Below are 17,465 nucleotides of genomic sequence, written 5' to 3'. Positions count from 1 at the left end.
CAATGCTCGGAAAATTGAACTGGGACGTCATTCCGTTCGATCAGCCTCTGCCGATGATCGCCTCGGCGGTCGTCGCCCTGGCAATCCTCGGCGTGCTGGCCTGGGTCTTCCTGGCCGGCCATTTCCCCTATCTCTGGCGCGAATGGATCACCAGCGTCGATCACAAGCGGATTGGCGTCATGTACACGCTGCTGGCGCTGCTGATGCTGCTGCGCGGCTTCAGCGACGCCGTCATGATGCGGTCGCAGCAGGCCCTCGCCTTCCAGGCGCCCGGCTATCTGCCGCCCGACCACTTCAACCAGGTCTTTTCCGCCCACGGCACCATCATGATCTTTTTCGGGGCGATGCCGTTCGTCATCGGCCTGATGAACCTGGTCGTGCCGCTGCAGCTCGGCGTCCGAGACGTTGCCTTTCCGACGCTCAACTCGGTGAGCTTCTGGCTCACCGCCACCGGTGCGCTGCTGGTCAACATCTCGCTGGTGATCGGTGAATTCGCGCGTACCGGATGGCTGCCCTATCCGCCGCTCAGCGAGACCGCCTATTCGCCGGGCGTCGGCGTCGACTATTATCTGTGGGCCGTGCAGATAGCGGGCGTCGGAACGCTGCTCACCGGGATCAATTTCGTCACCACGATCCTGAAGATGCGGTCGCCCGGCATGAGTTACCTCAGGATGTCGATGTTCTGCTGGACCTCACTTGCCGCCAGCCTGCTCATCGTCGCCGCCTTCCCGATCCTCACCGCCACGCTCGCGATGCTGACGCTCGACCGCTATTTCGGCTTTCATTTCTTCACCAATGAAGCTGGCGGCAACATGCTGATGTTCGTGAACCTGATCTGGGCCTGGGGCCATCCCGAGGTCTACATCCTCGTCCTGCCGGCGTTCGGCATCTTCTCGGAGGTCATCTCCACCTTCTCCAGCAAGCCGCTGTTCGGCTACCGCTCGATGGTGGCCGCGACGCTCTTCATCTGCATCGTCTCCTTCATGGTGTGGCTGCACCACTTCTTCACGATGGGCGCCGGCGCCGACGTCAACGCCGCGTTCGGCATCGCCACCAGCATCATCGCTGTCGGTACTGGCGTGAAGATCTATAACTGGATGTTCACCATGTATGGCGGCCGCATCCGCTTCGCGACGCCAATGCTGTGGTCGCTGGGCTTTATGGTGACATTCGTCATCGGCGGCATGACGGGTGTGTTGCTGGCGGTGCCACCGGCCGATTTCCTGCTCCACAACAGCCTGTTCCTGGTGGCGCATTTCCACAACGTCATCATCGGCGGCGTGCTGTTCGGCGCCTTCGCGGGATATACCTACTGGTTTCCCAAGGCATTCGGCTTCCGGCTGCACGAGGGCTGGGGCAAGCTGGCCTTCTGGCTGACGCTGATCGGGTTCTACGCCACCTTCGTACCGCTCTACGCTGTCGGCCTGCTCGGCATGACCCGCCGCATGCAGCATTTCGACGTGCCGGCATGGCATCCGTGGGTGCTGGTTGCCGGCGTCGGCATGTTGATCACCACCGCCGGCGTGGTCGCGCAGATCGTACAGCTCGTCGTCAGCATCCGGCAGCGCGCGGCGCTTCGCGACGCCACCGGAGATCCCTGGGACGGCCGCTCGCTGGAATGGGCCACGCCCTCGCCGCCGCCGGTCTTCAACTTCGCCGCGCTTCCGCATGTCGAGGGTGAAGAGCCCTACTGGAGCATCAAGCAGCGGGCACGCGAGCAAAACCGCCTGCGCGACGAGCCTGACTACGAGCCGATCGAGATGCCGCGCAACAGTCCCACCGGGTTCATCTGCGCCTTCTTTGCGACCGTGATGGGCTTTGCCCTCATCTGGCACATCTGGTGGATGGTGGCGCTCGGTGCGCTCGGTGCTTTGGCCACCTTCGTCGTATTCGCGTGGCGCGACATCCCCGAATACGTCATTCCTGCCGCCGAAGTCGCCCGGATCGACCGCGCCAACCGAAGTGCGCGCCGCGAGGCGCTGGCCACTTACACGGGGCCAAGGCCATGACCGCGATCGACGTTCGAGAGCGTGACCCCTACCGCCTCCATGGCGGGCACGGCCATGCACCCGGCCACGGCGACGGCGGCCCGGCACCGATCCGGATCGTCGTGGGCTACGGCTTCTGGATCTTCCTTCTGAGCGACATCGTGATGTTCTCGGCCTTCTTCGCGGCCTATGCCGTGCTGGCGGGCAAGACGGCGGGCGGGCCGAGCGGGGCCGAGCTGTTCGACCTGCGCAACGTCGCGATCGAGACGGCCGCTTTGCTGTTGTCGAGCTTTACCTGCGGTCTCGCCAGCCTTGCCGTGACAGCGCGGCGAAGCTCCTGGTTCTATGTCGCGATGACTGTCACCTTCGTGCTCGGCGCCAGCTTCATCCTGCTCGAGTTGCGCGAGTTCGCGCATATGGTTGCCAGCGGTGTCGGACCGACGCGCAGCGCTTTCCTATCGGCGTTCTTCACGCTGGTGGGATGCCATGGCCTTCACGTCACGGCGGGGCTGCTGTGGCTGCTCACGATGATGGCGCAGATCTTCGCCAAGGGATTCCGCGACGATATTCTTCGGCGTTTCATGTGCTTCAGCCTGTTCTGGCACGCCCTCGACATCATCTGGGTCGCCCTGTTCACGGTGGTCTATCTCCTGGGAGCAAGTCGATGAGCAATGCGGACGATCGCCACGCGCAACGGCGCGACACCGATGGCCTGGAGCGCTACGACATCGATACGGCGCCGGGTGACGAATACCTCGGCGACACCGAGGTTGGATCCGGGCTACGCGGCTATGTGATCGGCCTCGGGCTGGCAACGCTGCTGACCATCGCCTCGTTCTGGTTGCCCGGAACCAACCTGATATGGGCACCCGGCATTCCGGTGGCGCTGGTCGTGCTGGCGATCGCCCAGATGGGCGTGCATCTCGTCTTCTTCCTGCACATCACGACGGGACCGGACAACACCAACAACGCCCTGGCGCTTGCCTTCGGCGTGCTGATCGTAGTTCTGGTGATCGGCGGCTCGATCTGGATCATGGCCAATCTCGACCACAATTTGATGCCGATGAACGCGATCATGAACATGAACCGCTAGCGATGTGAGGCGCAGCGCAGTGCCTCCAGCCCGGCCTTGCCCGCCGCTTCAGACGCATTGCCGGATGACGGACCGGTATCAGCTGCGCTGGCTGGAGTTTTGATTTTTGCGATCCTGCGGCGATATCGCGCCTTTCGAGGCCTTTGAGCCGCCGCCCCACTCCTGGGCTTTCCGTGCCTGATCGCCTGCTTCCTTCGATGCCTCGGCCTTGTCGCTGCCGCTGGCTTTCTTGCCGGATATGGGTTGGTCGACAGGGTTTGATTTGTTGTCCATCATGCTTCTCCGTTTGTGCCGAACCAGGCGACGGGTGGCGTGGCGTCCTCAAGCCCGTTCGAACGTGCCGACGAGCTCGGCCTCTCCCACGACGTGCGGCTCGGCCTGTTTCAGCACGTCTTCGACGGCAGCCTTCTCGCCGAGATGAAGCGTCTCGACGTCGAGTGCAAGAAGCCGGAAATGGTAATGGTGGAGCCCATGCCCAGGCGGCGGCTGGGGGCCGTCATAATGAGGATTGCCGAAATCATTGACGCCGTGTCCGAGGCTCTCGGTCTTGGCGCCGGCGGTCGTGCCTTCAGGAAGAAAGTTGCGCTGTGCGTCGATGTCGTAGACCAATGACGGAACATGCCTGAAGGGGCGTCGGGGTCCTCTACGGCCAGGACGAAGCTTTTGGTTCCTTGCGGCGCGTCCGTCCACTCCAATGGCGGCGAGACGTTGCCGCCGTTGCGGGAATAGCGCGGCGGCATTTTTTTTCGCCATCGGCAAAGGCAGAGCTTTCGAGCCTGAAAGCCATGGTCTCCATCTCCCTGTCTGAGATTCCCTCATAAACAGCTACGAGCCGCCGATGTTCCGGTCGCCGCCCCGGTCAAACCTCGGTCAAACCGGATTGCCGGCCGTTGGCCGGAACATTCGCCGAGGAAGCGGGTTTTTCGGTTCGGACGCATCGCCGCGGAAACGGCAATGGGCTCGGCAATGGACGAAGGGCGCGACATGACCGGGCTAAGCGGTAAGCAACCAAGCGGGGCGAAAGGTGTTGTGGTCGCATTCTCCGTGCCAGGCGGCGAGACGATCTATACCCACGAGCGGGAAACCGTCGCTGCCGTTGCGCGCACGATTGCGGCGTTGAAGGGCTTTGCCTTCCGCGAGGGCCTGAGTGACGGCGGCGGTGACAGTCGCCGAGTGTATTTCGTGCCGGACGACAGCCTGCTTGCCGTCGATGCGCTCCAACTGGGCATAAACGGGCCGGACGACCTCTTCGGCGGTGTGGTGCCCTGGCGCCTCGCAACCACCAAGGCCATAACCCACGAGCTGGTGGACGGGTCGGCGGCACGGCCAAAAGAATGGCCAGCCGGCTTCGGCAGAGCCGTCGGCGCGGCCGTACTGCCCGGCTATACCGCATTTTCACGCGATGACGCGCTGCGCGCAGCGGAACGTCTGCTGCAGCTAGGGCTGGTCCGGTTCAAGCCACCGCGCGCTTCGCGGGGCCGCGACCAGCACACCGCCGCGACCGTTGCCGACATCGAAAGGCTGCTGGAACGATATCCATCCTCCGACCTGAGGGAATACGGCCTTGTTCTCGAAACGGAGCTTCGCGATATCGTCACGCTGAGCATTGGCAGAACGGCGATCGACGGAACATCGGTCGCCTATTACGGCGTGCAGCGAATGACGGCCGACAATGCCGGACAGCCCGTTTACGGCGGATCCGATCTGGTCGTCGTGCGCGGCGGATGGGAGGCGCTGGACGGGCTGCAGCTTTCTCCGGCGCTAAGTTTGGCTGTGGCGCAGGCGAGGATCTACGACGCCGCGATGGATGGCTATCCCGGATTCTTTGCCTCACGGCGCAACTACGACATCGGCCAAGGTGTCGATTCCTCGGGCATCTGGCGATCGGGAGTGCTGGAAGCCAGCTGGCGGATCGGCGGCAGCAGCAGCGCCGAGCTTGCGGCGATGGACGCCATGAAGCGCGACCCCGACGTGCAGATCGTGCATGTCTCCGCCGTCAAGCAGTTTGGCAGCACTGCCCACCTGCCGCTGAACGCAGCGATCCATTTCCACGGGGAGGACCCCGAGGAGGGTCAAATCACGCGTTATACCGTCGTCACCCAGGCGATCCGAGGGCCGGTCGGGGAGGCCGGCCGATCGTCGTTCTAACCATGTCAGGTTGAAGCCAAGCACGCCTCCGGCAGGGAACATCCGCCAATGGCCCGAGTTTGTTTCGGGCAGGCAGCAAGTCAGAGACCGGAGGAAAAAATGATCGAGATGATTGCCGCTCCCCAGAATGTCGCCGCCTTTCGTGTCACCGGCACCGTGACGGCGGACGACTACGACAAAGTCATCCCGGCAATCGAAGCGAAACTGAGCGACCACAAGGACATCGGCGTCCTGACCGATCTTGCCGATTTCGAGGACATGACGGCTGGCGCCTTGCGGCGCGACCTGCAGTATGGCCTGAGCAAACTTGGCGAGGTCCACCGCTTCAAACGTGCCGCCGTGATTTCCAACAAGCAGTGGATCAAGGCAGCCACGGAAATGACGGACGCGCTGTTTCCGCAAATCGAGGCGCGGGTGTTCCCGGAGGACGAAAAAGCCCAGGCCCTGAAATGGGTGGCAGGCGTACAATAGCGGTGTTGGGGAGTGCCATGCCGTTCGACAAACGACAGGATCCGGAAGGCCTCTGGGAGGTCTATGACAGCGAGAGCGACGAAGCCGTCGTGGTCGGCGGGTTGCCGCTTTCCGGTCTCGACGAAAGCGAAGCCGATGAAGCGATTGAAAAGCTCAATCGGGGCGATCTGACGTCGGACAACATCCCCGAGACGGTTCGGTCAGGGTGGCCTCCGACCAAGGACGGTTTGTGATGACAGCCTGACGGACGTCACCGAGGACCGGTCGCGGATCTACGACGAGGCCTTGACCCCAAGCTTGCGGGCTTTGTCCTCAAATTCGTCGCGAATATCCTCGATCGTCGGCAGATGCAGGCGCCGCAGCTGGGCGTGCAACTTTTTGGCGGCATCTGAGCTCAGGTCGCGCTTGAAATTGGTCGCGACCTCCTCGGCCGAGCCGTAATGGCGATAGCGCTCGATCTCGGTCTTCGTGGCTTGCTGGACGTGCTCGAGCGTCTTGCGTTCGGCATCGGATTTTCCGTCTGGTTTGGCCCGCATGACCGGATTGAACGCTTTGCTGATAACGAATTCGACCAGTTCCTGCTGGGCGTGAGCCATGATTGTTCTCCCTCGAAGAAGGGCTGTCCGAGCCTAGAACGGTTCATCGGGGGAAACGCTGAACCGATCACTCTTGTTTTGACGCAATTCCGAACGGAAAACCGTTTCACACTTTTCCTGGAATTGCTCTAACGCAATTCCGAACGGAAAACCGTTTCACACTTTTCCTGGAATTGCTCTAACCGCGGCGGCAATTGAAGGTTCCCTGGCTTGGGATTTCATTGCCGCTGGAGGTCAAGGGCGAAGATCACAGCCGCGCCTTGGTGGTGCGCGGCGTTGCCAGGAGCAGGCTTGTTTCGCTGCCGGTAATTCCGGGAATCAGCCGGATACGTCTCAGCACCGCATCGAACTCGCTCAGCGTCTGGGTTCCGAGTTCTATCACCAGGTCCCACCGGCCATTGGTGGTGTGGATGGTCGAGACCTCGGAGAAGCCGCCCAGCGCCCGGATGACGCGATCGGCGGCATGGCCCTCGATCTCGATCATCATGATGCCACGCACCCGCTGATCGACCGCGTCGGCGCGTAGAATGACGGTGTAGCCGACGATGACGCCGTCTCTTTCAAGTCGCTCGATCCGGGACCTTACCGTTGCCCGGGAGACACCCAGGCTGACGGCAAGGTCGGAAATGCTGCGCCGGGCGTCGTGCCGCAAAGAGGTGATGATCTGCTCATCGAGACGGTCCATGTTTGCTCACAACGGAAGTAGATCGTGCCACAATGGTAGGGCACTTCAACAAATTTGCCAATTTGACATGTTCATTCTGCCAGCGATGCCCGCTTCAATAAAGCCATCGTAATTCGGTGGGTATGACAAATGCATTGCACGATCGTTGGGGCGCCGATCCAGGCCGGCTCAGGCCGCATGGGCTGCGAGATGGGGCCGAGCGCGCTTCGCACGGCCGGTCTGGCCGGCGCGCTGACCGAGCTTGGCCATACGCTGACCGACCTCGGAACGATTGTCCCTGCCGATATGCGCCCTGTCGTACACGGCAACGCGGCGGTGAAGGCGCTGCCGGAAATCGCCGCCTGGACGGCAGCGATCAGCGAAACTGCCTATGCCGCAAGCGCCGATGCGATGCCGATCTTTCTCGGCGGCGACCACAGCATTTCGGCCGGCACGCTCGCCGGCATAGCCCGCCGCGCGGCGAATGCCGGTCGGCCGCTCTTCGTGCTGTGGCTCGACGCCCACCCCGATTTTCATACGCTCGACACGACGACCAGCGGCAATCTGCATGGCGTGCCGCTGGCCTATGCCAGCGGGCAGCCCGGCTTCGAGGGCTATTTCCCCCGGCTTGCAGCACAGGTGGAGCCGGCTTGCATATGCGCGCTGGGGATCCGCAGCGTGGACCTGGCGGAACGGGATGCATTGCGCAGAGCCGGCGTGACGGTCCACGACATGCGTTCGATCGACGAGCACGGCATAGCGCAACTGCTTCGCGCCTTTCTCGAACGGGTGAGCGCCGCCAATGGCATGCTCCATGTCAGCCTCGACGTCGATTTTCTCGACCCGTCGATCGCCCCGGCGGTGGGCACCACCGTTCCCGGCGGCGCCACCTTCCGCGAGGCGCATCTGGCGATGGAAATGCTGCATGACAGCGGCCTCGTCACCAGTCTCGACCTGGTCGAGCTCAACCCATTTCTTGACGAGCGCGGCCGCACCGCCACGCTTTTGGTTGACCTGACCGCAAGCCTGATGGGCCGGCGGATCATGGACCGCCCGACGAGGGGGTTCTGAGCCATGACCGCCAATTTGAACATCGTCCCGTTCGTCAGCGTCGACCGCATGATGAAGCTGGTGCTTGCCATCGGCATCGAGCGCTTTCTGGTCGAGCTTGCCGCCTATATCGAAGAGGATTTCAGGCGCTGGGAGCTGTTCGACAAGACGCCGCGCGTCGCCTCGCACAGCATTGACGGCGTCATCGAGCTGATGCCGACCAGCGACGGGCAGCTTTACGGCTTCAAATATGTCAACGGGCATCCGAAGAACACGCGTGACGGCCGCCAGACCGTGACCGCTTTCGGCGTGCTTGCCGATGTCGGCAACGGCTATCCGATGCTGCTTTCGGAAATGACCATCCTGACGGCGCTCAGAACCGCCGCAAGCTCGGCGGTCGCGGCGAAATACCTCGCTCCAGAGGCCGCCAGGTGCATGGCGATCATCGGCAATGGCGCGCAATCGGAATTCCAGGCCATTGCCTTCAAGGCGCTGCTTGGCGTCGACAGGCTGCGTCTCTACGATATCGACCCGGCGGCCTCGACGAAATGCATGAAGAACCTTGCCGGCATGGGTTTCGACATCAAGCTCTGCGCGTCGGCGCAGGAAGCCGTTGAAGGTGCAGAGATCATCACCACGGTTACCGCCGACAAGCGGTCGGCAACAATCCTGACCGACAACATGGTGGGATCCGGCGTGCACATCAATGCGGTAGGCGGCGATTGCCCGGGCAAGACCGAGCTGCATCGCGACATTCTGCTGCGCTCGGATATTTTCGTCGAATACCCGCCGCAGACGCGCATCGAAGGCGAGAGCCAGCAGCTCGATGCGGATCATCCGGTCACCGAATTGTGGCAGGTGATGACAGGAAAGGCAGCAGGCCGGACGGACGCCCGACAGATCACATTGTTTGATTCCGTCGGCTTTGCGATCGAGGATTTTTCCGCGTTGCGTTACGTTCGCGATCAGCTTCAGCGGACCGGCCTTTACGAGGAACTAGACCTTCTGGCCGATCCCGATGAGCCGCGTGACCTGTTTGGCATGCTGCTGCGCGCCGAAAAAGCGACCGGGCTGGCGGCCGCCGGCAGCTGAGCTGCGATCCTGTCGGTCAGTCCTTCTTTTCCTGATACAGGCGCTCGGTGGCGCGCTCGCTTTCCCTGCGCTCCGCCGGGCCGCGACGGCGCTGCGTGAGCAGGGCGTAGGCGATCAGGATTGCCAGCAGCAGTGGACCGCCTGCAACAACGAGCAACCACAAACTATTCCCAGACATCGACCGTCTCCTTTCCCTCACAACCGGGAAGGACCCGAACCGTTCCTCCGTCTTGTTGGGAGTCGTCAGCGGGGCGCGGTGCAATTCAGGATTTTATGCCTCGGTCAGGACGTTGCACGCCTTGTCTGCACTCAGGATGTCCTTATCTAGACTCTTATCCTTCGATCACATGCACTCTCTGCGAAGTGAAGGGAACCACAAGGGCTTTCTGACATTTGGTTGTTCAAGAGACAAACGTGCAGCCACACCGGCTCCGGGGCTAGGAATACCATGCGTGAGAATCAATCCGACGTCTTCGATCTGTTTTCCGAGGTTTACAAGAATGCGGCTCAGGAGGAGATAAGCCTCCAGCAATATCTGCTTGCCTGCCGCGAGGACAAGTCGATGTACGCCTCGGCACCCGAGCGGATGGTCGAGGCGATCGGCGAGCCGACCTTTGTCGATACCAGCAAGGACGAGCGGCTCGGCCGTATTTTTTCGAACCGGACGATCAAGATCTATCCAACCTTCGCCGACTTTTACGGCATGGAGGATACGATCGAGCGTATCGCCGGTTATTTCCGCTATGCCTCGCAAGGGCTCGAGGAACGCAAGCAGATCCTCTATCTGCTTGGCCCGGTCGGCGGCGGCAAGTCCTCGCTTGCGGAGCAGCTGAAAAGGCTGATGGAGCAGCGTCCGATCTATACGCTGAAGGTCGGCGGCCAGGTCAGCCCGGTCTTCGAATCGCCGCTCGGGCTGTTCGACCCCGACCGCATGGGCGACCTTTTGGAGGACAAATACGGCATCGCCCGACGGCGGCTGAACGGCCTGATCTCGCCCTGGGCGGCCAAGCGCCTCGACGAATTGTCCGGCGACATCTCCAAATTCAGCGTCGTCAAGCTGATGCCGTCCAGGCTGCGCCAGATCGGCATTGCCAAGACCGAGCCGGGCGACGAGAACAACCAGGACGTTTCGGCCCTGGTCGGCAAGGTCGACATCAGGCAGCTGGAAAACTTCAGCCAGTCCGATCCGGACGCCTACTCCTATAGCGGCGGGCTGAACCGGACGACGCAAGGGCTGCTCGAATTCGTCGAGATGTTCAAGGCGCCAATCAAGGTGCTGCATCCGCTGCTGACCGCCACCCAGGAAGGCAGCTACAACGGCACCGAGAATTTCGGCGCTTTCCCCTATCAGGGCATCATCGTTGCCCATTCCAACGAATCGGAATGGCTGCAGTTCAAGAACAACAAGAACAACGAGGCGTTCCTCGACCGCATCCTGGTGGTCAAGGTGCCGTATTGCCTGCGCGTCACCGAAGAGCGGCAGATCTACGAGAAGCTGTTGCGCGAAAGCGAATTGGCTAACAGCCCCTGCGCTCCGGAAGTGCTCGATATCCTCAGCCGGTTCACCGTCTCGACCCGCCTGGCCGAACACGACAATTCGCCGCTCTACACCAAGATGCGCGTCTATGACGGCGAGAACCTCAAGGAAACCGATCCCAAGGCGAAGTCGGTCCAGGAATACCGAAACGCCGCCGGCGTCGACGAAGGCATGACCGGCGTCAGCACCCGCTTCGCCTTCAAGATCCTGTCGCAGACCTTCAATTACGACACCGAAGAGGTGGCGGCCGATCCGGTGCATCTGATGTACATCCTTGAAGAGGCGATCAAGCGCGAGCAGTTCCCGAAGGAGACCGAGGCGGACTATCTCGATTTCATAAAGTCGGAGCTGGCCACCCGTTATGCCGAGTTCATCGGCCACGAGATCCAGAAGGCCTATCTGGAATCCTACAGCGAATACGGCCAGAACCTGTTCGACCGCTATATCGCCTACGCCGATGCCTGGATCGAGGATCAGGACTACAAGGATACCGATACCGGCCAGATCCTCAATCGCGAGGTCTTGGACAACGAATTGTCGCAGGTCGAAAAGCCGGCCGGCATCGCCAATCCCAAGGACTTCCGCAACGAAGTGGTGAAGTTCACGCTGCGCGCGCGGGCCAGAAACCATGGCCGCAACCCGTCATGGACAAGCTATGAGAAGCTGCGCGAAGTCATCGAGAAGCGGATGTTCGGGCAGGTCGAGGACCTGCTGCCAGTGATCAGCTTCGGCTCCAAGCAGGACAGCGTGACGGAGAAGCGGCATACCGAATTCGTGCAGCGGATGATCCAGCGCGGCTACACCGAGCGCCAGGTCCGCCGGCTGGTGGACTGGTACATGCGGGTGAACAAGGCGGGTTGAAGCCAGCCCGGGGTAACATATGCCGATCTTCATTGATCGCCGACTGAACCCGAAGGACAAAAGCCTCGGCAATCGGCAGCGTTTCCTGCGGCGGGCGCGCGAAGAGTTGAAGCGCACCATCCGCGATCAGATCCGCGCCGGCAAGATCGCCGACGTGGACGCCGAGCATGCCGTTTCGATGCCAGCGCGGGGTACCGGCGAGCCGAGCTTCAACGATGCCAGGAACAGCGGCAGCCGCCAGCACGTCCTGCCCGGCAACAAGCATTTCACCCCAGGCGACCGGCTGCCCAAGCCCGGCCAGGGCGGCGGCATGGGATCAGCCCCGGGAAGAACCGAATCGGAGGACGATTTCCGTTTCGTGCTGTCGCGCGAAGAGGTTCTCGACCTCTTTTTCGAAGACCTCGAACTGCCTGACATGGTCAAGCTCAACCTCAAGGAGATCCTCGCTTTCAAGCCGCGCCGGGCCGGCTTCGCCGCGACCGGCTCGCCGACCAACATCAATGTCGGGCGCACGATGCGCAACAGCCATGGCCGCCGCATAGCACTCCGGCGCCCCAAGCAGGAGGAACTCGACGCAATCGCGCAGGAGATCACGTCGCTGGAGGCGAAGCCGCAGAACGCCGAGATGCGCCAGCGCATCGTGGCGCTGCAGGAAGAGCTTGAGCGACTGGAGCGCCGCCGCAAGCGAATCGCCTATGTCGACCCGGTCGACATCCGCTTCAACCGCTTCGACGCCCAGCCGGTGCCGAATGCCAATGCGGTGATGTTCTGCCTGATGGACGTGTCCGGCTCGATGGGCGAACGCGAGAAGGATCTGGCCAAGCGCTTCTTCGTGCTGCTGCACCTGTTCCTGAAACGGCGCTACGACCGGACCGAGGTGGTCTTCATCCGCCACACGCACGAGGCGCAGGAGGTGGACGAGGAGACCTTTTTCTACAACACCCAGAGCGGCGGCACGGTGGTTTCCACGGCGCTCGAGGAGATGCACCGCATCGTCGAGCAGCGCTATCCCAGCCGCGAATGGAACATCTATGTCGCCCAGGCCTCGGACGGCGACAATTTCGTCACCGATTCGGAGCGCTGCATCACCCTTCTCGACGAACAGATCATGCGGCTTTGCCAGTACTTTGCCTATGTCGAGATCCTCGACGAGCGCGAGAGCCACATCTTCGGCGCCACCGACAACGGCACGTCGCTGTGGCGTGCCTACAGTGCGGTCAAGCTGAGGTGGTCGAACTTCCAGATGAGCCGCATCGCCACGGCGGCCGACATCTACCCGGTTTTCCGCCAGCTCTTCGCCAGACAGCCGGGTTATCAAAAGAGCGGTGAAAGAGGGGGCTGATGGCGAGCAAATCCGGATTGTTGTTTTCCGGTTCCGACTGGGATTTCAGGACGCTGTCGCGCGCCTACGAGACCATCGAGGCGATCGCCACCGAAGAGCTCCACCTCGACGTCTATCCGGTACAGATGGAGATAATCTCGTCCGAACAGATGCTCGACGCCTATTCCTCGGTCGGCATGCCGCTGATGTACCGGCACTGGTCGTTCGGCAAGCACTACCTCTACCAGGAATTGCTCTATCGCAAAGGCGGACGGGGGCTCGCCTATGAACTCGTCATCAATTCCAATCCCTGCATCGTCTATCTGATGGAAGAAAACACCATGGCCCTGCAGGCCCTGGTGACGGCGCACGCGGCACTCGGCCATAACCATTTCTTCAAGAACAATTATCTGTTCCAGCAGTGGACGGACGCCAGCGCCATCCTCAGCTATCTCGACTTCGCCAAGGGCTACATTGCCCGCTGTGAGGAGCGGCATGGCGTCGATGCGGTGGAAGAGATCCTCGATGCCGCACATGCGCTGATGGAACAGGGCGTGTTCAGATATCACCGGCCGCCGAAGCTGTCGTCGGAAAAGCAGCGCGAGGGAGTTCGCGAGCGCCTGGAATACGAGGAGCGTTCCTACAATGACCTATGGCGCACGCTGCCGCCTTCGAAGGACGGCGCCAAGCCCCGCGAGACGGACATCATGGCGGAGCGCAAGAAATCGCTCAAGCTGCCCGAGGAAAACCTGCTTTATTTCCTGGAGAAGAACAGCCTGATCCTGGAACCCTGGCAGCGTGAGGTCATCCGGATTGTCCGCGTCATCGCGCAGTATTTCTATCCGCAGCGCCAAACGCAGGTGATGAACGAGGGCTGCGCCACCTTCGTGCATTACACGCTGATGAACCTTTTGTTCGACCGCGGCCTGATCGGCGAAGGTGCCATGCTGGAGATCCTGCGCAACCATTCGAACGTGATCTTCCAGCCGGGCTTCGACGATCCGCGCTTTTCCGGTATCAACCCTTACGCGTTGGGCCTCGACATGATGCAGGACATCCAGCGCATCTCGACCGCGCCGACTGCCGAGGACCGCGACTGGTTTCCCGATATCGCCGGCAATGGCGACTGGCGCCAGACGCTGCTGGACGCCTGGGCCAACCATCGCGACGAGTCCTTCATCCGCCAGTATCTGAGCCCTACCCTGATCCGGAAATGGCGGTTCTTTGTGCTTGCCGATGCGGCCAACGATCCGCACTACGAAGTCGCCTCGATACACAATGAGCGCGGCTACGAGAGCATCCGCGCCGCACTCGCCCACAGCTACGATATCGGCGCCAGCCGGCCGGACATCCAGGTGGTGGACGTGGACCTGCTCGGCGACCGGCATCTGCGCCTGCAGCATAAGGTCAAGGACGGCATAGTGCTGGAAGGCGGCAGCCGCGACGCCACACTGCGGCATATCCGCAAGCTCTGGGGCTACGAGGTCAGCATGGTCGCGGTCGACGCGCAGACCGGCGCCACAGTCCACGAACGGTCGACCAGCCAGATCGGGGAATGACCGAACCGGACTTGCCGGCGAAGTCGGGTGTCGTTGCCTTTACCGGATCACCAACCACCCTATCTACGCGCGCACCACGAGGGCATGGTCGGGAGCAGGAACATGCGCGCATTGACGATCGCCACGCTTCTGCTGGTCGCCGTCTCGATGGCGCTCTCGCTCGCGCACGCTCTGGAATTGCCCGGCAAGTTGCGCCTCAAGGAGGCCACCTACAGATCAGTGCAGGCGATCTACTATCCCGGCTTCACGATCGGCGGGTTCGCCGAGATCGGCGGCATCATTGCACTCGCCGTCCTGCTTTACCTGACGCCCTATCCAAGCGCCCGATTCTGGTGGACCTTGGCGGCGCTTGTCTTCCTGCTGGCGGAGCACGCGACCTATTGGTTGGTCACGCACCCCGTCAATAATTTCTGGGTGCAAGACACTGCCTTGCCGAAATCCGCCGCGACGTTCTTTTCAATGTTCTCTCGAAAGCAGACCGGCGACTGGAGAGATTTGCGCAACGTCTGGGAGGCTTCGCATGTCGCCAGGGCAGGCCTGGCGATGCTGAGCCTCGTCTCAATTGCTGTCGCCGCGACATTTTTTGCCGAATAGCTCCAGGGATCAAGACGGCGCCCTCGTCCGCTAATTTTGCGGCCACGAACGCTGCATCCGTCAGATCAGGGAACGGAGCCGGCGCCGTATTGTCTTAACGTCAAGCGATCCGGCCGTTCAGCGGTCGGCGCGATGCTTGTTGTGGGCGCTTTCCCGGTGCTCGCCGCGGATGATGTTGCGATCGTCGGGATCGGCAATATCCTTCGGGTCCGATCTGAGCTCGGCACCGCGCCGGAACGCCTCGCGCTCTTGCCTGGTCTTTTTCAAATCCGCTTCCGCGTCGAAATCCTTGCCGGCGTTTTTGGTGTTCTCGCGCTCTTCGATGATGCGCAATTGCTGCTCATGAGTCTTTTTTCCGGCCATCGGTGACCTCCTTCTTTTGATTTTCCGCTTTCCCAGGGTCCAAATTCGCTACAGCCCGAAAGGATAGGTCTCGGGAAGGCCTGTCCCCGCATGTTCCGGCCCAAGCGGCGTCACGGCACAGGTTTCATCGAACCAGACGAAAGCATCGAACTGGCGGGCGAGCGAGGCGTCCGCATAATGGCTGTGGAGCTCGGTTTCGGGCCGGTAGATGACGCCGATAAAGCGTTCCAGCCGGCGCTCCAGAAGCCGTTCGCGCAGCGTGTCGTCGCGCTCGAAATCGAGCAGGAAAGGCGAGACGCCGCTGTCGTGGCAAAGCCGCTCATAGCTGTCGTTGTGGGAAGGCCGAACCGGTTTCACTTCCATGTCGCCGTCCCAGTCGGTGGCGGCGGCCACCGTCCCGGAATGCGTACTGAGCCCGATCAAGGCAACCTCGTCGCCAAAACGCTGGCGGCAGAGCTGGCCGATATTCAGTTCGTCCCTGACGATCCCCATTTCGGTATAGCGGGCATCGCCGATATGGGAATTATGTGCCCATACCACCGCCTTGGCATTCGGGCCGCGGGCCTGCAGCAGGTGCTCCAGCGTTTCGAACATGTGGGTGTCGCGCAGGTTCCAGGACTGCGCGCCGCCATAATACATGGTGCGGTAATAACGCTCGGCGGAGGCGACCAGGCGGGCGTTCTGGGTGGCGTCGAGGAAATCGATACCGTCCTGCTGCGCATAGTCGAGCTCTCTGGAAAGCAGTTCCCGGCATTGCTCGAGCACGGCCTTCTCGCATTTCTGGTAACCGGAAGTGAGTGCGACACGGCCATAGGTGGCCGGGTCGTTCTGCCACGGCGTCAGGCAGCCATAGCGTTCGCGCGCGATCCTCGCCGCCTGCGGATCGACCCGGTCGAGATATTGCAGGACCGCCGCAATCGATCCGCCCATATTGTAGATGTCCAGGCCATAGAATCCGGCCCGCCGGGAGGATTTGCTGATCCGCTCATTACGCACTCGCATCCAGTCGACGAACGCCGCGACGTCGGTGTTGCGCCACATCCAGGTGGGAAAGCGCTGGAACGGCGGCGCGGCGCCCGGCCGCGGCGGCCGATGGCGGACATAACGGTCGATCGCCGCGGCATCGGGCCAGTCGGCCTCGACCGCGACGATGGTGAAGCCATGCTTCTCGATCAGCCTGCGAGTGATCGCGGCGCGCGCGCGGTAGAACTCCGACGTGCCGTGGCTGGCTTCGCCGAGCAAGACGACGCGGCGGTCGGCAAACCGGTCGAACAGCGCACCGAAGGCCGGATCGTCGAAATCCGGAAGCGGCTCGGCGGCGGCCGCGATCATCTGCGGCAGGCTGCTCCTGCGCTGATGCCGGTGCGGAAGCTCGGCCGCTATCTGGCTGTCGCTGCCTGGCTCGCCCCAGCCTTGCTCGCCGATCAGCGGAACAAACCGCACGCCGCCGAAATCCTCTTCGGTGTAGGTTGCGGCGCCGGTACGGGTGACCTTGAGCAGGCGCTGCGAGTCGAATTCATCGCCGACCGGGATGACAAGCCGGCCAGCGACGTCGAGCTGTTCCTGCAGGGCGAGCGGCGCGCCGGGTCCGGCGGCCGCAACCAGGATCGCATCGAAGGGTGCCGCCTCGGGCCAGCCCTTGGTGCCGTCGCCGGTGCGGACTTCGATATTGTCGTAGCCAAGCTTCTTGAACCGCTGCCTTGCCGTTTCAGCCAACACGGCGTGGCGCTCGATCGTGTAGACGCGTTCGACGATCCGGCTCATTACGGCAGCCGCATAGCCTGATCCGGTGCCGACCTCGAGGACGTGGTCACCGGCTCCGACCTCCGCCATTTCGATCATGAACGCAACGATATAGGGCTGCGATATCGTCTGACCTTCGGCGATCGGCAGCGGCCCGTCCTCATAGGCGAATTCTTCGAAACCAGGCTCGACGAAAGCCTCGCGCGGGACCTCGCGCATCGCTAGAAGGACATTGCGGTCGCGAATGCCACGGCGGCTCAGGTGGATATCGACCATTTGGTTGCGGACATGGGAGAGATCGAGCATCTTTCTGCTCCTCCTAGGGCTTCCGCTGCAATCGCCCAAGCTGCTCAACGGCACTTCGGCCGGCTCATATCTCAGGGCC

General features: G+C 62.1%; 18 protein-coding genes and 1 pseudogene. 12 read left to right on the top strand and 7 right to left on the bottom strand.

Annotated elements, in window-relative coordinates:
* Nucleotides 1–2: 2 nt before the first annotated feature.
* Genes cyoB through cyoD form a run of 3 tightly spaced genes read left to right on the top strand, consistent with a single transcriptional unit; the run spans nucleotide 3 to nucleotide 3,081 of the window.
* Complete coding sequence (gene cyoB / locus NKJ81_RS05435; RefSeq protein ID WP_352539883.1) at nucleotides 3–2,009, top strand: cytochrome o ubiquinol oxidase subunit I; 2,007 nt, start codon at nucleotides 3–5, stop codon at nucleotides 2,007–2,009.
* A complete protein-coding gene (gene cyoC, locus NKJ81_RS05430) occupies nucleotides 2,006–2,656 on the top strand; it encodes a cytochrome o ubiquinol oxidase subunit III (protein WP_352539882.1) in 651 nt (216 codons plus the stop codon). The genes cyoB and cyoC overlap by 4 nt, the downstream gene beginning before the upstream one ends.
* Nucleotides 2,653–3,081, top strand: a complete 429-nt coding sequence (gene cyoD, locus NKJ81_RS05425; protein ID WP_352473039.1) for a cytochrome o ubiquinol oxidase subunit IV — start codon at nucleotides 2,653–2,655, stop codon at nucleotides 3,079–3,081. The genes cyoC and cyoD overlap by 4 nt, the downstream gene beginning before the upstream one ends.
* A gap of 78 nt (nucleotides 3,082–3,159) precedes the next feature.
* Here cyoD and NKJ81_RS05420 read toward each other — a convergent pair whose 3' ends face one another.
* Together NKJ81_RS05420 and NKJ81_RS05415 are read right to left on the bottom strand one after the other, a co-directional pair.
* Nucleotides 3,160–3,357, bottom strand: coding sequence for a hypothetical protein (locus NKJ81_RS05420; protein ID WP_352501151.1), 198 nt, complete (start codon nucleotides 3,355–3,357; stop codon nucleotides 3,160–3,162).
* A 45-nt stretch (nucleotides 3,358–3,402) separates the two neighbouring features.
* A pseudogene (locus NKJ81_RS05415) lies at nucleotides 3,403–3,821 on the bottom strand (YbhB/YbcL family Raf kinase inhibitor-like protein).
* A 226-nt stretch (nucleotides 3,822–4,047) separates the two neighbouring features.
* On the opposite strand from NKJ81_RS05415, the gene NKJ81_RS05405 reads away from it, so the two are divergent.
* The 3 genes from NKJ81_RS05405 (at nucleotide 4,048) to NKJ81_RS05395 (ending at nucleotide 5,933) form a co-directional block, all read left to right on the top strand.
* Nucleotides 4,048–5,229 (top strand): DUF3182 family protein, encoded by a 1,182-nt coding sequence (locus tag NKJ81_RS05405; protein ID WP_352539880.1) that lies wholly within the window; start codon nucleotides 4,048–4,050, stop codon nucleotides 5,227–5,229.
* A 99-nt stretch (nucleotides 5,230–5,328) separates the two neighbouring features.
* Nucleotides 5,329–5,700 carry a SpoIIAA family protein gene (locus NKJ81_RS05400; protein WP_352539879.1) on the top strand — a complete coding sequence of 124 codons (372 nt, stop codon included), beginning with the start codon at nucleotides 5,329–5,331 and terminating at the stop codon, nucleotides 5,698–5,700.
* 17 nt (nucleotides 5,701–5,717) lie between these two features.
* Nucleotides 5,718–5,933: a hypothetical protein gene (locus tag NKJ81_RS05395; protein ID WP_352473044.1), complete on the top strand. Its 216-nt coding sequence runs from the start codon at nucleotides 5,718–5,720 to the stop codon at nucleotides 5,931–5,933.
* 39 nt (nucleotides 5,934–5,972) lie between these two features.
* Here NKJ81_RS05395 and NKJ81_RS05390 read toward each other — a convergent pair whose 3' ends face one another.
* Both NKJ81_RS05390 and NKJ81_RS05385 read right to left on the bottom strand, forming a co-directional pair.
* Nucleotides 5,973–6,296, bottom strand: coding sequence for a hypothetical protein (locus tag NKJ81_RS05390; RefSeq protein WP_352539878.1), 324 nt, complete (start codon nucleotides 6,294–6,296; stop codon nucleotides 5,973–5,975).
* A 247-nt stretch (nucleotides 6,297–6,543) separates the two neighbouring features.
* Entirely contained in the window at nucleotides 6,544–6,981 is a 438-nt protein-coding gene (locus tag NKJ81_RS05385; RefSeq protein WP_352449541.1) for an Lrp/AsnC family transcriptional regulator, read from the bottom strand.
* A gap of 129 nt (nucleotides 6,982–7,110) precedes the next feature.
* Between NKJ81_RS05385 and rocF the strand changes: the two genes are divergently transcribed.
* Together rocF and ocd are read left to right on the top strand one after the other, a co-directional pair.
* Nucleotides 7,111–8,031: an arginase gene (rocF, locus tag NKJ81_RS05380; RefSeq protein WP_352473047.1), complete on the top strand. Its 921-nt coding sequence runs from the start codon at nucleotides 7,111–7,113 to the stop codon at nucleotides 8,029–8,031.
* A 3-nt stretch (nucleotides 8,032–8,034) separates the two neighbouring features.
* Nucleotides 8,035–9,102: an ornithine cyclodeaminase gene (gene ocd / locus NKJ81_RS05375; RefSeq protein ID WP_352539877.1), complete on the top strand. Its 1,068-nt coding sequence runs from the start codon at nucleotides 8,035–8,037 to the stop codon at nucleotides 9,100–9,102.
* 16 nt (nucleotides 9,103–9,118) lie between these two features.
* Here the strand turns inward: ocd and NKJ81_RS05370 are convergent, their stop codons facing one another.
* Entirely contained in the window at nucleotides 9,119–9,280 is a 162-nt protein-coding gene (locus NKJ81_RS05370; protein WP_292655465.1) for a hypothetical protein, read from the bottom strand.
* Nucleotides 9,281–9,550: 270 nt separating this feature from the next.
* On the opposite strand from NKJ81_RS05370, the gene NKJ81_RS05365 reads away from it, so the two are divergent.
* The 4 genes from NKJ81_RS05365 (at nucleotide 9,551) to NKJ81_RS05350 (ending at nucleotide 14,974) form a co-directional block, all read left to right on the top strand.
* Nucleotides 9,551–11,500 (top strand): PrkA family serine protein kinase, encoded by a 1,950-nt coding sequence (locus tag NKJ81_RS05365; protein ID WP_352449545.1) that lies wholly within the window; start codon nucleotides 9,551–9,553, stop codon nucleotides 11,498–11,500.
* Nucleotides 11,501–11,519: 19 nt separating this feature from the next.
* Nucleotides 11,520–12,842 carry a YeaH/YhbH family protein gene (locus NKJ81_RS05360; protein WP_352539876.1) on the top strand — a complete coding sequence of 441 codons (1,323 nt, stop codon included), beginning with the start codon at nucleotides 11,520–11,522 and terminating at the stop codon, nucleotides 12,840–12,842.
* A complete protein-coding gene (locus NKJ81_RS05355; protein WP_352539875.1) occupies nucleotides 12,842–14,380 on the top strand; it encodes a SpoVR family protein in 1,539 nt (512 codons plus the stop codon). Before NKJ81_RS05360 ends, NKJ81_RS05355 begins: the two co-directional genes overlap by 1 nt.
* 102 nt (nucleotides 14,381–14,482) lie before the next feature.
* Nucleotides 14,483–14,974: a DUF1772 domain-containing protein gene (locus NKJ81_RS05350; protein ID WP_352539874.1), complete on the top strand. Its 492-nt coding sequence runs from the start codon at nucleotides 14,483–14,485 to the stop codon at nucleotides 14,972–14,974.
* Between the two features lie 117 nt (nucleotides 14,975–15,091).
* Here the strand turns inward: NKJ81_RS05350 and NKJ81_RS05345 are convergent, their stop codons facing one another.
* Both NKJ81_RS05345 and NKJ81_RS05340 read right to left on the bottom strand, forming a co-directional pair.
* A complete protein-coding gene (locus NKJ81_RS05345) occupies nucleotides 15,092–15,337 on the bottom strand; it encodes a hypothetical protein (RefSeq protein ID WP_352539873.1) in 246 nt (81 codons plus the stop codon).
* A 48-nt stretch (nucleotides 15,338–15,385) separates the two neighbouring features.
* On the bottom strand, nucleotides 15,386–17,386 hold the full coding sequence (locus tag NKJ81_RS05340) for a protein-L-isoaspartate(D-aspartate) O-methyltransferase (protein WP_352539872.1): 2,001 nt from the start codon (nucleotides 17,384–17,386) through the stop codon (nucleotides 15,386–15,388).
* Nucleotides 17,387–17,465: the final 79 nt, after the last annotated feature.

It is taken from the genome of Mesorhizobium sp. M0018, assembly GCF_040323955.1.
GTDB lineage: Bacteria > Pseudomonadota > Alphaproteobacteria > Rhizobiales > Rhizobiaceae > Mesorhizobium.
Note: the sequence above shows the minus strand (reverse complement) of the source record. Positions and strands in the feature narration are given on the sequence as shown.

Coding starts and splice junctions, on each gene's coding strand:
- NKJ81_RS05405 (WP_352539880.1), top strand. CDS start 4,048: ATGGACGAAGGGCGCGACATGACCGGGCTAAGCGGTAAGCAACCAAGC.
- NKJ81_RS05345 (WP_352539873.1), bottom strand. CDS start 15,337: ATGGCCGGAAAAAAGACTCATGAGCAGCAATTGCGCATCATCGAAGAG.
- NKJ81_RS05350 (WP_352539874.1), top strand. CDS start 14,483: ATGCGCGCATTGACGATCGCCACGCTTCTGCTGGTCGCCGTCTCGATG.
- NKJ81_RS05395 (WP_352473044.1), top strand. CDS start 5,718: ATGCCGTTCGACAAACGACAGGATCCGGAAGGCCTCTGGGAGGTCTAT.
- NKJ81_RS05390 (WP_352539878.1), bottom strand. CDS start 6,296: ATGGCTCACGCCCAGCAGGAACTGGTCGAATTCGTTATCAGCAAAGCG.
- NKJ81_RS05420 (WP_352501151.1), bottom strand. CDS start 3,357: ATGATGGACAACAAATCAAACCCTGTCGACCAACCCATATCCGGCAAG.
- NKJ81_RS05355 (WP_352539875.1), top strand. CDS start 12,842: ATGGCGAGCAAATCCGGATTGTTGTTTTCCGGTTCCGACTGGGATTTC.
- cyoD (WP_352473039.1), top strand. CDS start 2,653: ATGAGCAATGCGGACGATCGCCACGCGCAACGGCGCGACACCGATGGC.
- NKJ81_RS05385 (WP_352449541.1), bottom strand. CDS start 6,981: ATGGACCGTCTCGATGAGCAGATCATCACCTCTTTGCGGCACGACGCC.
- NKJ81_RS05370 (WP_292655465.1), bottom strand. CDS start 9,280: ATGTCTGGGAATAGTTTGTGGTTGCTCGTTGTTGCAGGCGGTCCACTG.
- NKJ81_RS05360 (WP_352539876.1), top strand. CDS start 11,520: ATGCCGATCTTCATTGATCGCCGACTGAACCCGAAGGACAAAAGCCTC.
- NKJ81_RS05400 (WP_352539879.1), top strand. CDS start 5,329: ATGATCGAGATGATTGCCGCTCCCCAGAATGTCGCCGCCTTTCGTGTC.
- NKJ81_RS05365 (WP_352449545.1), top strand. CDS start 9,551: ATGCGTGAGAATCAATCCGACGTCTTCGATCTGTTTTCCGAGGTTTAC.
- NKJ81_RS05340 (WP_352539872.1), bottom strand. CDS start 17,386: ATGCTCGATCTCTCCCATGTCCGCAACCAAATGGTCGATATCCACCTG.
- ocd (WP_352539877.1), top strand. CDS start 8,035: ATGACCGCCAATTTGAACATCGTCCCGTTCGTCAGCGTCGACCGCATG.
- cyoC (WP_352539882.1), top strand. CDS start 2,006: ATGACCGCGATCGACGTTCGAGAGCGTGACCCCTACCGCCTCCATGGC.
- rocF (WP_352473047.1), top strand. CDS start 7,111: ATGCATTGCACGATCGTTGGGGCGCCGATCCAGGCCGGCTCAGGCCGC.
- cyoB (WP_352539883.1), top strand. CDS start 3: ATGCTCGGAAAATTGAACTGGGACGTCATTCCGTTCGATCAGCCTCTG.